This is a genomic window from Brachybacterium huguangmaarense, assembly GCF_025725725.1.
Lineage (GTDB): Bacteria > Actinomycetota > Actinomycetes > Actinomycetales > Dermabacteraceae > Brachybacterium > Brachybacterium huguangmaarense.
The window spans coordinates 968,323-981,615 of record NZ_CP107020.1 but is presented as its reverse complement, the minus strand read 5'-3'; the positions used below and the strand labels follow the sequence as shown (position 1 = coordinate 981,615).

Genomic DNA, 13,293 nt, shown 5'->3' with positions numbered 1-13,293 from the left:
GGCTCCCGACCCGCCCCCGCATCACCTCACCGAAAGAGAGAGAACGTTGACGAGCACGACCGCTCCTGCGCCCCACCAGGCGCCCGCCCCGGAGCAGGGCCGATCCGGCCTGGCCGACGCCTTCCACCAGCCCAAGGCTGTCTGGGCCATCGCCTTCGCGGCGACCGTGTCGTTCATGGGCATCGGCCTCGTGGACCCGATCCTCCCGGCCATCAGCAACGAGCTCGGCGCCTCGCATACGCAGGCGATGCTGCTGTTCACGAGCTACCTGTTCATCACGGCGATCGCCATGTTCTTCACGAGCTGGATCGGCTCGCGCCTCGGCACCCGCACCACCCTGCTCATCGGCCTCGCGCTGATCGTCGTGTTCGCCGGCCTCGCCGCCGCCGGGACCTCGGTCGACGAGATCATCGGCCTGCGCGGCGGATGGGGCCTGGGCAACGCGCTGTTCATCTCGACCGCCCTCGCGGCGATCGTCGGCGCCGCCGCCGGGACCTCCCGCGGCGCGATCATGCTGTACGAGACCGCGCTCGGCATCGGCATGGCCTTCGGCCCGCTGCTCGGCGGCGTGCTCGGCTCCTGGACCTGGCGCGCGCCCTTCGCAGGCACCGCGATCCTCATGGCCTGCGGCTTCATCGCCATCGTGACCATGCTCAACAAGCCCGCCGAGAAGCCGGCGCGCATCTCCCCGTGGGCCGCGATCCGCGGTCTGTCCAACCCGGCCCTGCGCACCCTCGCCCTCACCGCGGTGTTCTACAACTTCGCGTTCTTCGCGATGCTGGCCTACTCGCCCTTCCCGCTCGAGGCGGCGGCCGCCGCCGGCGGCGGTGAGCTCGGCTCGATGGGCATCGGCAGCGTGTTCTTCGGCTGGGGCGTGGGCCTCGCCATCACGTCCGTGTTCGGCGCCCCGCTCCTGACCCGCGCGTTCGGCCTGGTCCGCACGCTCGTGATCACGCTCATCGGCCTGGCCGTCGTGATGGCGCTGCTGGCCGTGTTCCACACCTCGCTGGTCGGGATGATCGTGCTGATCGTCATCGGCGGCTTGCTCCAGGGCATCATGAACACCGCCCTGACCGAGACCGTCATGGAGGCGACCGACCTGCCCCGCTCCGTCGCGAGCTCGGCCTACTCGGGCGTCCGCTTCTTCGGCGGCGCCGTGTCCTCCGCCGTCGCGGGCCCGATCGCCGCGGCCCTCGGTGCGGCCGCCCCGTACCTGTTCGCCGTGATCGCCCTGCTGCTGAGCATCGCGATGCTCGGCATCGGCCACAAGCACCTGTCGCGCGTCACCCGCCCGCACCTGTCGGCCGAGGCCGAGGCCGAGGCGATCGCCGAGGGCGACGAGATCTGACCCTCGCAAGCCCGGCACCGCCCGCGCTCGCCTGAGCGCGCGACACAGATGTGACGCTGAGAGCCGCAGCCCCTCGATTCTCGAGGGCTGCGGCTCTCAGCGTCACATCTGTGCTGGACCCCGGCATCGGGAGGCGTGGCGGCCGCCCCTGCCGGCGCTCGCGGCATGTCGTATCCCCTCCCCACGTCCAGGAAGCCCACCATCACCGCGGAGCAGACACGCCGGGCTCACCCCACCCGGCACTCTCGGCGCATGAGCGCCCTGTCCCGCACCCTGCACGTCGGACGCCGCGCCGAGCTCCTGCGGGACGGTTACACACGCGGCCAGATCGACACGATGATCCGTTCCGGCGACCTCGTCCGGCTCGGACGCGAGTGGCTCGGCACCGCCCGGACGCCTCCGCGCGTCGCCGCTTCTCTCCGGGGCGGGGCCCGGCTCACCTGCATCGACGCCGTGGCGCTGCACGGTGCCTGGAAAGTCCCGTCCGCCGCTCGCCACGAGGCTCGGCTGCACCGTTCCTCAGCAGCCGCAGCGGGCGGGCTCGTGATCGACCATCGCCCTCTGCGCTCGTGGCCCGACGCGGAGCCGATCATGCCCTTGACGATCGCCCTGTCCCATCTGGTCCGGTGCCAGGAGACGGACATCGCTGTGATGGTGCTCGAGTCGGTGGCGCACCGGGGACTGCTGGAGCGGGCCGCCCTCGACGGGCTCCTCTCGTCGCTTCCTCTCAAGACCCGCAGGGCGCTCGGTCCGATCGACGGCAGGGCCATGTCGGGGCCGGAGTCCCGCGTGCGCCGGTTCCTCGAGCGGCTCGGCGTCACGGTCGTGCCGCAGTGGCACGTCCCGGGTGTGGGCTACACGGACATAAGGGTGGGCGAGTGCCTGATCATCGAGTGCGACAGCTGGACGCATCACGGCAGCCGGGAGGCTCAGAACGAGGATCGCCGACGTGACCGTGCCCTGGTGCTCCTCGGCTATCGCGTGGTGCGCCTGAGCTTCGAGGACGTCGTCGTGCACTGGGAGCGGACGCAGTTGTTCCTGCGCGACCTGGTCGCCTCGCGCCTGCATCGCGCGTCGCCCGGACGGCGCGGCCTGCTCCTGTGCCCGCCGCGTGAGGGCGCCCCCGGGGGCCAGCGAGGCCCGCGCCGAGTCGACCCCGCACAGAGGTGACGCTGAGAGCCACACCCCTCCAGAATCCGAGGGCCGCGGCTCTCAGCGTCACATCTGTGCATCCCGGACCCGCGTCCCCCGTATTCCGGACCGCGCGGCCCCGGCCCCACCACCCCCCCCGGCGACACGAACGCCCCCGCACCGGGTGACGGTGCGGGGGCGCTGCGTTGGCGGGGTGCGTCAGCCGATCAGGCCTTCGAGCCCTTCGCGGCGACGACCTGAATGAGCAGGTTCGCGACGACGTCCTCGTGGAGGCGCACGGTCGCCTTGTGCTCGCCGAGGGACCGCACGGGGGCGACGAACTCGACGGCGCGACGGTCGATGTCGCGATCGAAGACGCTCTTCACGCCCTCCGCGACGTCCTTCGAGGAGACGGCGCCGAAGAGGCGGCCGCTCTCGCCGGCGCGCTCGGCGACGACGACGGGCTTGGACTGCAGCAGGTCGCGCAGGGCCTGTGCGTCCTCGAGCGACGTGATCGCGCGCTTGGAACGGGCCGAGCGGATCTGGTCCAGCTGGCGCTGGCCGCCCTTGGTCCACGGCGTCGCGAGGCCGCGCGGCAGCAGGAAGTTGCGCGCGTAGCCGTCCTTGACGTCGACGACGTCGCCCGCGGTGCCGAGGCCGGTGACCTCATGGGTGAGGATGAGCTTGGTGGTCATGTGACGTCCTTTCCCTTCCTCGATCAGCGACCGGAGGTCGAGTAGGGCAGCAGGGCGATCTCGCGGGCGTTCTTCACGGCCTTCGCGATCTGACGCTGCTCCTGCACGGACACGCCGGTGACGCGGCGCGCACGGATCTTGCCGCGGTCGGAGATGAACTTGCGCAGCAGGGCCGCGTCCTTGTAGTCGACGGTCTCGACGCCCGCTGCCTTCAGCGGGTTCTGCTTCTTCTTCGGCTTGCGAAGAACAGGCTTGGCCATCGTGGTGCTCCTTCGTTCGAAGTGGAGCCCGGGCATGCACCCGGGATGGATGAATGGATGAGATGCGACGCGTCGTGCGCCGCGGGCGGGCGAGGATCCGTCGATCCGCTTCCTGCCGGTCGACCGGGGCCGCAGGGCCGCGATCAGGTCCGATCAGAACGGCGGGTCGTCGTATCCGCCCTGGTTGCCGCCGCCGGCCCACGGGTCGGCGTCCCCGCCGCCCTGCTGGCCGCCGCTGTAGCCGCCGCCCTGGCCGCCACCGTTGTAGCCGCCCTGGTTGCCGCCGCCGGAGTAGCCGCCGCGGTTCTGACCGCCGCCGCCGGAGTAGCCGCCCTGGCCACCGCCCTGCTGGCCGCCGCCGAAGCCGCCACCGCCACCGCGCTGGACACGCTGCGGCTTGGCCGTCGCGTAGCGCAGGGAGGGGCCGATCTCGTCGACGTCGAGCTCGATGGTGGTGCGGTTGTTGCCGTCGCGGTCGGTGAAGGAGCGCTGCTTGAGGCGCCCCTGCACGACGACGCGCGTGCCCTTCTCGAGCGACTCGGCCACGTTCTCCGCGGCGTCGCGCCAGATCGAGCAGCGCAGGAACATCGCCTCGCCGTCCTTCCACTCGTTCGCCTGACGGTCGAACGTGCGGGGGGTGGACGCGACGGTGAACGACGCGACCGCGGCTCCGGACTGCGTGAAGCGCAGCTCGGGGTCGGCGGTGAGGTTGCCGACCACGGTGATGATGGTTTCTCCGGCCATGCGGTGCTCCTCGGGTGCTGGTCGTTCCGCGACTGCGGACGGCCGCGGTCGTCGGTGACGACGGTGCGACCAGATGGGTCAGTGGATGCGGTGGTCACCGGGTCGCCCCGGTGCGCGGGACATCAGCGGGCGTCGACCCGCATCAGCTTGGTGCGGAGGACGGACTCGTTGAGGCCGAGCTGACGGTCCAGCTCCTTGGCGGTGTCCGGCTTCGCGGTGAAGTTCAGGACGACGTAGACGCCCTCGGTCTTCTTGTCGATCTCGTAGGCGAACTTCCGCTTGCCCCAGACGTCGACGTTGTCGACGCTGCCGCCCTCGGCGGGGACGACCGACACCAGCTTCTCGAAGGTGCCGCCCACGGTCCGCTCGTCGATCGAGGGGTCGAGGATCACGACCATTTCGTACTTGCGCATGTTCGAGTACCCACCTCCTGTGGTCTTCGCGGCCACGGTCCTTCCGTGGCAGGAGGGTTCATGCGTTCCGCGCCGGCCGGGACGGGCGCCCCGGTCAGGACACGGACCGATCCAGCCTATCGGCCCTCCGCGCCGCCCACCACACGTGGGGTCTGCGTGCGCGACGGATCACAGGTGAAGGCGCTGTCGGATCAGTCGTCGACCTCGCGGATCAGTCGTCGACCTCGCGGGCCGGGACGCTCTCGCGGTCCTGGGTCCGACCCTGGCCGTCCTGGTTGCGCCCCTGTCCCTGGTTCTGGCCCTGATCCTGTCCCTGGTCGCCGTTGTGCCCCTGGTCGCCGTTCTGGCCGGTCGACGACTGGGGCGCCTGCGTCGTCTGCTCGGTGCGCGGCGCCTCGGTGGTCGTCTGCTGGGGAGCCTCGGTCGTCGTGGTCGGCGCCTCGGTCGTGGTGGGAGCCTCGGTGGTCGGGGCCTCGGTCGTGGTGCTCGGCGCCTCGGTGGTCTGCTTGCGCGTGGTCGAGGACCGCGAGCTCGAGCTCGCCTTGCCCTTCTTCTGGGACCCGGACGAGACCGCGCTCGGGAAGTCGAGCTTCTCCTGGCCCTGCAGGGAGGGCTTCATGATGCCCACCCAGACCTCGGTGGGGAAGGTGCCGCCGGTGATGTTGCTCTCGCCGCCGAAGGGGGTGAGCTGCTCCTCGACCGTGCCGTCCTCGGAGGGCTGGAACATCCCGACCGCCGTGACCAGCTGAGGGGTGAAGCCCACGAACCAGGCCGACTTGAAGCTCTCGGACGTGCCGGTCTTGCCGGCGACCTCGCGGCCGTTCATGTGGTCGGCGACGTAGTCGGCCGATCCCGAGGACGACGGCGGCCCCTGCAGGGCGACGGTCGCGTTGATGGCGATATCGCGGTCGATCACCTGCTTGGCGTCGTCCTGGTGCTCGTAGCGCACGGCCCCGTCGGACGTCGTCACCTTCTGCACGATGTACGGCGTGCGGTGCACGCCCTGCGCGGCGATCGTCGAATACGCGGTGGCCATGTTCATGACGGTCGGCGAGGCGGTGCCCAGCACGTTCGTCTGGTTGTCGTCGAGCCCGGGGGTGTCCTCGGGCAGGCCCATCGTGATGGCCATCTGCTTCGTCTTCTCGGGGCCCATGTCGAGGTTCAGCGCCGCGTAGGCGGTGTTGACCGAGTGGGTCGTGGCCTCGGTGAGGGTGATGTTCCCGTAGGAGACGTCGCTGAAGTTCTTCACCTTCCAGCCGGGGAACTGGTGGGGCGAGTTGCCGTTCCACGTCGAGTTCAGGCTGTAGCCGTCCTGGAGGGCCGCGAGCAGGGTGAAGGTCTTGAAGATCGACCCGCCCTGCATGTGCGACTGGGTCGCGTCGCTGCGGCCCTGGGTCACGTAGTCGGCGCCGCCGTACAGGGCCCGGATCGCACCCGTGCTGGGGTCGATCGTGACGGTGCCGACGTGGTTGTTCGCGGGCCGGTCGGAGGGGAGGTCCTCGATCGCCCGCACGGTGTTGTCCTGGATGGACTTGTCGATCGAGGAGACGATCGTGAACCCGCCCTGGTTGAGCTCGTCCTCGGGGATGCCCTCGCGCTTGAGCTCGCTCTCGACCATCTTGAGCAGGTAGCCGTTGGTGCCGCCCAGGTTGTTCTTGGGGGCAGGCGCCTGCGGCTCGGTGAACTCGATCGCGTCGGCCTGGGCCGAGGTGAGGGTCTTGGTCACATTGACCTCGCGCTCGATGACGCGCTTCCAGCGCTTGACCGCCTCGTCGTGGTTGACCGCGGGGTCGTAGCTCGAGGGGGCCGGGATGACGGCGACGAGCAGGGCCGCCTCGGAGTCGGTGAGGTCCTTGGCGTCCTTGCCGAAGTAGGCCTGCGACGCAGCCTGGATGCCGTAGGCGCCGCGCCCGAAGTAGATCGTGTTGAGGTACCGGGAGAGGATCTCGTCCTTGGGCAGCTCCTGGTCGATCTTGAGCGCCATGATCATCTCCTTCACCTTGCCGGTGTAGGAGGTGGTCGTGCCCGTGTAGTAGCGCTCGACGTACTGCTGGGTGATCGTGGACCCGCCCTGCCGGGCGCCGCCCTTGACGTTGTTCACGAGCGCACGGACGATGCCGCGCGGCGAGACGCCGCGGTTCTCGTAGAACGTCGAGTCCTCGCTCGCCACGACCGCGCCCTTGACGTTCTGCGGGATCTCGTCGTTGGGCAGGATGGTGCGGTTGACCTCGCTGAACGTGCCCATCTCGGTCGTGCCGTCGCTGAAGTAGACGCGCGAGGTCTGCGCGACCGCGATCTGGTCCTCCTCGGGCACGTCGGTCACGGCGTACAGCCAGGCCGCGCCGCCCACGCCGAGCACGACGAACAGCGCGACCACGCCCACGATGAGCCGCAGCGAGGGGAACCAGCGGAGCGCGCCGCTCTTGCCGCGTCGGGGGTAGTTGAGGGCGCCGGCGATCGCGCCCCAGAAGCCGGCCCGCCGAGCCGTGGTGGCCTTCTTCTTGTCCTTGGCGGCGCGGGAGGAGCGGCGGTCCTTGCCGGCCGCCCCCGTCGCCGACGCGCCGCCCTTCGTCGATCCGCCCGAGGAGCTCCCCCCGACCCAGGTCGAGGACCCGCGGCGCCCGGCGCCGCCCTCGGAGGGTGTGCGCCCGCCCGTGCCTCCCGACGACCCGGAACGGGACGTGCGCGAGGTGTGCTTGGGCGAACGGGGAGTGTCGCTCACGAGTTCTCCTGGGGCGTGGGAAGCAGGGCCGGTGCCGCGCGTCGGGGACCGGCGTGCAAGCGGTGCGGTCGTCCCCACCTGGCCGTCCGGCGGGGGCGCCATGGTCCCCAGGACATGCGGGCGTGCGGACGCCACTGCGCTCCAGTATGGGACGACACCGGCGACGGGGATAGTCCGCGCGGCGCCTCTCACAGGGTTTTCACGTCACGCGCGACGTGCGCCACATGCCTCCCGCCGGGGCGGAGCGGTCAGTTCTGGCGGGCCTCCCACCAGCGACGGAGCTCCTGCTCGGCCCTCTCGGCCCCGAGCGGGCCGTGCTCCATGCGCAGCTCGAGCAGGTGGCGGTAGGCCTCGCCCACCTCCCGCCCCGGCGGCAGCTCCAGGATCCGCATGATCGCGTTGCCGTCGAGGTCGGGGCGGATCCTGTCGAGCTCCTCCTGGGCCGCGAGCTCGTCGATCCGCTGCTCGAGGTCGTCGTAGGCGCGCGCGAGCGCCCGGGCCTTGCGCTTGTTGCGCGTGGTGACGTCGGCGCGCGTGAGGCGGTGCAGACGCTGGAGGAGCGGCCCGGCGTCGGTCACGTAGCGGCGCACGGCCGAGTCGGTCCAGGCGGCGTCGACGTAGCCGTGGAAGCGCAGATGCAGCTCGACGAGTCGAGCCACCTGCTTGATGGTGTCCTTGTCGAACGCGAGGGCCTTCAGGCGCTTCGCCGCCATCTTGGCGCCGACCGTCTCGTGGAAGCGGAAGGTGACGACCCCGCCGTCCTCGTAGCGCCGCGTCGCGGGCTTGCCGATGTCGTGCAGGAGCGCGGCCAGACGCAGCACCAGGTCGGGGGACTCCACGGGGCCGCCCGAGCCCGCGGGGCTCTCGAGCGCGATGGCCTGGTCGAGCACCGTGAGCGAGTGCTCGTACACGTCCTTGTGGCGATGGTGCTCGTCGATCTCGAGCTTCATGGCGGGCAGCTCGGGCAGCACGTGCTCGGCCAGGGAGAGGTCCACGAGCTCGACGAGCCCGCGGTGGGGATGGGCGCCCAGCAGGAGCTTGACGAGCTCGTCGCGCACCCGCTCGGCCGAGACGATCTCGATCCGATCGGCCAGGGCACGGGCCGCGGCGGCCGTGTCCTGCTCGATGACGAAGCCCAGCTGCGACACGAAGCGTGCGGCGCGCATCATGCGCAGCGGGTCGTCGGTGAAGGACTGCACGGGGTCGACGGGCGTGCGCAGCACCTGGGCTGCGATGTCCCCGAGGCCGCCGAAGGGGTCGACGAACTCGAGGGAGGGCAGCCGCACGGCCATCGCGTTGACGGTGAAGTCTCGGCGCGAGAGGTCGCCGGCCAGGGTGTCGCCGAAGGCCACCTGCGGCTTGCGGCTGGTCGGATCGTAGGTCTCGGTGCGGTAGGTCGTGATCTCGACCTTCACGCCCGCGTGCGCCGCGCCGAGCGTCCCGAAGTCGCGGCCCATGTCCCAGATCGCGCCGCCGCCGTTCCACGCCCGCAGGATCCGCTCGGTCTCGTCGGGGCGGGCCGAGGTGGTGAAGTCGAGGTCGGCGCTCGAGCGGCCGAGCACCGCGTCGCGCACGGGACCGCCGACGAGGGCGAGCTCGTGGCCGGCCTCCTCGAAGAGCCGCCCGAGCGCGTGGAGCGGCTCGGGCAGGGCCGCGAACATGCTCCCGGCGCGCCGACGTGCGAGGGCGAGACGCGCCTCGCGGGCCGCGGTCGGGTCCTGGTCAGGGGCGTGGGTCACGGGAAGGCTTCCTGTCTGCTCCGGCTCCGGGGCGCGCGTCTACAGTGTCCCCATGCCGTCCACGCCCACGCTCGCGCGCCGTCGCGGGCCGCGACCGATCGGGTTCGTGGCGGCACTGCTCATCGCGCTCGCGATGGTCCTGGGCAGCGCGCCGACGCATTCTATCGCCGTCGAGCAGGCCTCCGGCACGGCGCCGCAGCGCCCCCCCGCGACACCCGCGGCAGGGGTCGCGCTCGACCTCGTGTCCCTGGGCCCGACGGCCCTGACGCCCGGCTCGACCCTCACCGCCCAGGTCCAGGTGACCAACGGCACCGACACCACGATCGCCGAGCCGGTGCTCGAGCTGCGGGCACGCACGCCCCGCGTCACCGAACGCTCGACGCTCGACACCTGGCAGCGCGACACGACGCCGGCGGTGTCCGGGACCGCGGACGCGAGCTCGACCTCGGGAGCCCCCGCGCTCGCGCCGGGAGAGTCACGGACCGTCACGGTCTCGGTGGCCGCCGACTCCCTGGGCTTCTCGTCCTCACCGGACCTGTGGGGGACGCGCCGTCTCGCCCTCACGCTCGCCTCGGGCGGCGAGGATCTCGCCACGCTGCGCACCTTCACCGTGTGGCGCCCGGCGGGGACCACCGCGTCGATCTCCGAGTCGGTCCTGCTGCCCGTGAGCGCGGACGACGCCGGCGAGGCGGCGCTCGATCCGGCCGGATACGACGCCTCGGCGACCGGCGGGCATCTGCGGGCGGTCGCGGACCTCGCGACCCGCCCCGACGTGGACTGGCTGCTCGACCCGGCCCTCGTCGACCCGCCCGCCCTCGCCGTCCCCGCCGACGAGGCGGAGGCCGGGGCCGGCGATCCGCAGGCCGACCCCTCGGCGGGCACGACGACCGCCGACGCCTCGCCGACGCCGGAGGGCACGGGCCGCTACGCCCGCTCGGAGGCCGCCCAGGGCCTGGTCGACGAGCTCACGGGAGCCGTCGGCGAGCGCACGGTCCTGACCACGCCCTATGCGCGGGCCGACCTGGTCTCGCTCGACGCCGCCGGGGCGAGCGACCTGGCCGATCAGCTCTCGCGGCGCTCCCAGGAGGCGCTGTCGTCGGCGGGCATCACGTCGGCGGGCACGGTCGTCGAGGTGCCGGCCGACGAGGCGGACGGCCAGGCCCTGACAGCCGCCCAGGAGACCGGCGCCGACGTGCTGATGACGTCCTCGGCGTCGCTGCGCGAGGAGCCCGACGGCATCGTCACCCCGTCGTCGATCGGCGCGTACGCGAGCGATGCGGGCACCACGCCCGTGCTCGCCCCGGATCCCGTGCTGTCCGACGAGCTGTCCTCCATCACGGCGGGCTCGGACGGCGAGCAGACCACGCAGCGGATGCTCGCCGAGACCGCCGTGATCGCCTCGGAGCCCACCTCCTCCCCGCGCCATGTGCTGATCTCCCCGACGCTCGCGGACGACGCGGACGCCGGCGCGATGGGTCGCACGCTCGATGCGCTCGGCGAGGCGCCGTGGGTCCAGCACGAGCGCACGGGGGACGTGCTGGGCCTCGCCGCGGACGCGGACTGGACGACGGACTCGCAGGACGGCTCGACCCAGGCCTATGCGCTCGGCACCCTGCATGCCGACGCCGTGCACCCCACCTCGCGCAGCGCCGACGGCTCGATCACCCGCCTCGAGGAGCCCGATGCGCCGGGGCTGCTCGGTCCCGGCGTGCTGCTGGGTCTGCAGGAGAAGGCGCGCGCGCTCGACACGCTGCGCTCGGCCATGCAGGATCCCGCCCAGACCGACGCCGCGGATCTCGCCGTGGCCTCGGCGACCTCCGTGCGCTGGCGCGGCACCGAGGCCGCCGACGCCTTCCAGCAGCGGGTCTCGACGGCCTCCGACCAGGTCGACGCGCTCACCGGCGCCGTCACGATCGTGCCCGCCTCGGGCTACAACCTCGTCGCGAGCGACGTGAACGTGCCGGTCACCGTGGTCAACAACCTCGACAGCGCCGTCACGGTGAGCCTCGCGGCCTCGTCCGACAAGCCGCTCCTGCGCGTGTCCGACGACCTGCCCACGGTGACCGTGCCCGCGCGGGGGCAGGAGAGCGCGCCCGTGCATGTCGAGGCCGTCGCCAACGGCGACGTGACCCTGTCGGTCCGCCTCACCGACACGCACGGGCGTCCCCTGACCGAGAGCCAGGAGATGCCGCTCACGGTGAACCCGGCATGGGAGAACTGGACCACGATGCTCATCGTGATCGCGATGGGCCTCCTGGTCGTCGTCGGGGTCCTGCGCGCGCGGCGCCATGGCTCCGACCGCCGGGCGCCCGCCGTGCGCGGCCCCGAGAACTCCGACGTCCTGGCCCACACCGGCCGCTCCGAGCTCGCCGCCCGTGGCAAGGGCACGGACGCCGACACCCCCCAGCCCCCGAACGGATGATGATCGCCCGATGACCGACCCCACCCCTGGCCAGGCCCCTGCCGAGCCCGGCGACGTGCCGCCCGCCGAGACCGCACCGACCGGCTCGTCGCGCTCGCGCCTCGTGCGTGCGAGCGCGCTCATGGCGTCCGGCTCGATCGTGTCCCGCGTGCTGGGGTTCGTGCGCAACGTGCTCATGGGGATGCTGTTCGGGGGCACCAGCAACGCGGTGGCCAACGCCGTCGACGCCGCGAACTTCCTGCCGAACTCGATCTGGATCTTCATCGGCGGCGGCGTGCTCAACGCGATCCTCGTGCCGGCCATCGTGCGCGCGACCGAGCGCGCGGACCGCGGCTCCGACTACGTGTCGCGCCTGATGACCCTCGTGGTGCTGGCCTCCGCTGTCCTCACCGCCGCGTGCATCGCCCTGGTCCCGGTGCTCGTGACGGTCACGAGCGGCGCCTTGCGCGGGGCGACGCTGTCCCTCGCCATCCAGCTCGGGTTCTGGATGATGCCCCAGATCATCTTCTCGGCGCTCTACGTGATGTGCGGCCAGCTCCTGAACGCCCATGAGTCCTTCGGCCCGTACCAGTGGGCGCCCGTCATGAACAACGTGGTGGGCATCCTCGGCGCCTGCGCCTTCATGCTCGTGTGGGGGACGACCAACTCCGATCCCGCCGGCTGGACGATGCCGATGATCATCGCGCTCGCCGCCGCCAACGTCGGCGGCTCCGCCGCCCAGGTGGTGTTCCTCTTCTTCTACGTGCGCAAGCTGAACCTGCGGCTGCGCCCGAAGTGGGGCTTCCGGGGGCTCGGCCTGGGCAAGCTCTCGCGGATCGGTCTGTGGACCCTCGCGATGCTCGGGGTGGCGCAGCTCGGGATCTGGGCCACCCGCTGGTCCACGCGCGGGGCGAGCCACATGTCCGAGGTCTACATGGACCGATCCGACCCGGTCCACGCGTCGATGTACCCGGCCCTGTCGACGCTCTCCCAGACCTACATGGCCTTCATGATCCCGCAGGGCATCATCGCGGTCGCCCTCGTGACGGCGGCCTTCCCGTCGATCGCACGCAGCGCCTCGCGCGGCAACCACGACGACGTGCTGCGGCAGTACGCGAGGACCTCGCGCACCCTCGCCGTGCCGATGGTGCTGTTCACGGCCGTGTTCATCGCGCTGTCGGCGCCGATCATGTGGGTGATCACGGGCGGCACCGGGCCCGTCGCCTCGCGCGCCAACGGCCTGGTGCTGTCGGGCTACATGGTGGGGCTCGTGCCGTTCGCGGCGACGTACCTGGTCAAGCGTGTCTTCTATGCGTACGAGGATGCGCGCGCCCCCTTCTGGATGCAGATCCCCAACACGGTGGTCTCGCTCCTCGCGATCGTCCCGGTGATCCTCTTCGTCGACCCGCGCTGGGCCACCGCGGTCGCGGCGCTCGTCAGCTCGGTCGGCAACATCCTGGGCTGGATGCTGGGCCTGCGGCTCATGTCGCGCCGCATCCGCTCGCTCGGGGCTCGCGCCGAGACCGCCTCGCAGAGCGCCGTGGTGCTCGTCAAGCTCCTCGTCGCCGGTCTCGTGTCCCTCGCGGTGGGCCTCGGGCTCTTCCTCGGCTTCCAGGATCTGTTCTGGACGAGCAAGCTCGCGGCGATCGGGCTGGGCCTCGTGGTGGGCGCCATCATGACCGCCGTCTACGTCGCCCTCGCCTGGGTGCTGCGGGTCGACGAGCTGCGGGCCCTGACGGGGACGGTGACCGAGCGTCTGCGCCGTCGTCTGCCGTGAGCGCACCGCGGGCGGCGTGGCGCGGCGGGGCTCGGCCGCTCCGGGGCATTCCGTAGCATGGGC

Annotated in this window: 10 protein-coding genes; 4 read left to right on the top strand and 6 right to left on the bottom strand. The window is 71.8% G+C overall.

From position 1 onward, the window contains the following. Positions 1-46: 46 nt before the first annotated feature. Together BRM3_RS04275 and BRM3_RS04270 are read left to right on the top strand one after the other, a co-directional pair. Positions 47-1,348 (top strand): MFS transporter, encoded by a 1,302-nt coding sequence (locus BRM3_RS04275; RefSeq protein ID WP_318152440.1) that lies wholly within the window; start codon positions 47-49, stop codon positions 1,346-1,348. Between the two features lie 252 nt (positions 1,349-1,600). Beyond that, on the top strand, positions 1,601-2,518 hold the full coding sequence (locus BRM3_RS04270) for an endonuclease domain-containing protein (protein WP_263594855.1): 918 nt from the start codon (positions 1,601-1,603) through the stop codon (positions 2,516-2,518). Positions 2,519-2,706: 188 nt separating this feature from the next. On the opposite strand, the gene rplI is transcribed toward BRM3_RS04270, so the two are convergent. The 6 genes from rplI to BRM3_RS04240 form a co-directional block, all read right to left on the bottom strand. Further along, positions 2,707-3,174 (bottom strand): 50S ribosomal protein L9, encoded by a 468-nt coding sequence (rplI, locus tag BRM3_RS04265; protein WP_263594854.1) that lies wholly within the window; start codon positions 3,172-3,174, stop codon positions 2,707-2,709. Between the two features lie 23 nt (positions 3,175-3,197). Further along, on the bottom strand, positions 3,198-3,434 hold the full coding sequence (gene rpsR / locus BRM3_RS04260; protein ID WP_263594853.1) for a 30S ribosomal protein S18: 237 nt from the start codon (positions 3,432-3,434) through the stop codon (positions 3,198-3,200). 153 nt (positions 3,435-3,587) lie between these two features. Further along, complete coding sequence (locus BRM3_RS04255) at positions 3,588-4,178, bottom strand: single-stranded DNA-binding protein (protein ID WP_263594852.1); 591 nt, start codon at positions 4,176-4,178, stop codon at positions 3,588-3,590. Between the two features lie 122 nt (positions 4,179-4,300). Next, positions 4,301-4,591: a 30S ribosomal protein S6 gene (gene rpsF, locus BRM3_RS04250; RefSeq protein ID WP_263594851.1), complete on the bottom strand. Its 291-nt coding sequence runs from the start codon at positions 4,589-4,591 to the stop codon at positions 4,301-4,303. A 211-nt stretch (positions 4,592-4,802) separates the two neighbouring features. After that, positions 4,803-7,313 carry a transglycosylase domain-containing protein gene (locus BRM3_RS04245; protein ID WP_263594850.1) on the bottom strand — a complete coding sequence of 837 codons (2,511 nt, stop codon included), beginning with the start codon at positions 7,311-7,313 and terminating at the stop codon, positions 4,803-4,805. Between the two features lie 248 nt (positions 7,314-7,561). Then, a complete protein-coding gene (locus BRM3_RS04240; RefSeq protein ID WP_263595392.1) occupies positions 7,562-8,974 on the bottom strand; it encodes a CCA tRNA nucleotidyltransferase in 1,413 nt (470 codons plus the stop codon). Positions 8,975-9,104: 130 nt separating this feature from the next. Here BRM3_RS04240 and BRM3_RS04235 point away from each other — a divergent pair, with 130 nt between their 5' ends. Together BRM3_RS04235 and murJ are read left to right on the top strand one after the other, a co-directional pair. Beyond that, positions 9,105-11,474, top strand: coding sequence for a DUF6049 family protein (locus BRM3_RS04235; RefSeq protein ID WP_263594849.1), 2,370 nt, complete (start codon positions 9,105-9,107; stop codon positions 11,472-11,474). Positions 11,475-11,484: 10 nt separating this feature from the next. Next, positions 11,485-13,230, top strand: a complete 1,746-nt coding sequence (gene murJ, locus BRM3_RS04230; protein ID WP_263594848.1) for a murein biosynthesis integral membrane protein MurJ — start codon at positions 11,485-11,487, stop codon at positions 13,228-13,230. The last annotated feature ends 63 nt before the right edge of the window (positions 13,231-13,293 follow it).

Excerpts from the sequence above, each read along its gene's own strand:
- rplI (WP_263594854.1), bottom strand. The coding sequence starts at position 3,174 with ATGACCACCAAGCTCATCCTCACCCATGAGGTCACCGGCCTCGGCACC.
- murJ (WP_263594848.1), top strand. The coding sequence starts at position 11,485 with ATGACCGACCCCACCCCTGGCCAGGCCCCTGCCGAGCCCGGCGACGTG.
- rpsR (WP_263594853.1), bottom strand. The coding sequence starts at position 3,434 with ATGGCCAAGCCTGTTCTTCGCAAGCCGAAGAAGAAGCAGAACCCGCTG.
- rpsF (WP_263594851.1), bottom strand. The coding sequence starts at position 4,591 with ATGCGCAAGTACGAAATGGTCGTGATCCTCGACCCCTCGATCGACGAG.
- BRM3_RS04270 (WP_263594855.1), top strand. The coding sequence starts at position 1,601 with ATGAGCGCCCTGTCCCGCACCCTGCACGTCGGACGCCGCGCCGAGCTC.
- BRM3_RS04240 (WP_263595392.1), bottom strand. The coding sequence starts at position 8,974 with ATGTTCGCGGCCCTGCCCGAGCCGCTCCACGCGCTCGGGCGGCTCTTC.
- BRM3_RS04235 (WP_263594849.1), top strand. The coding sequence starts at position 9,105 with ATGCCGTCCACGCCCACGCTCGCGCGCCGTCGCGGGCCGCGACCGATC.
- BRM3_RS04255 (WP_263594852.1), bottom strand. The coding sequence starts at position 4,178 with ATGGCCGGAGAAACCATCATCACCGTGGTCGGCAACCTCACCGCCGAC.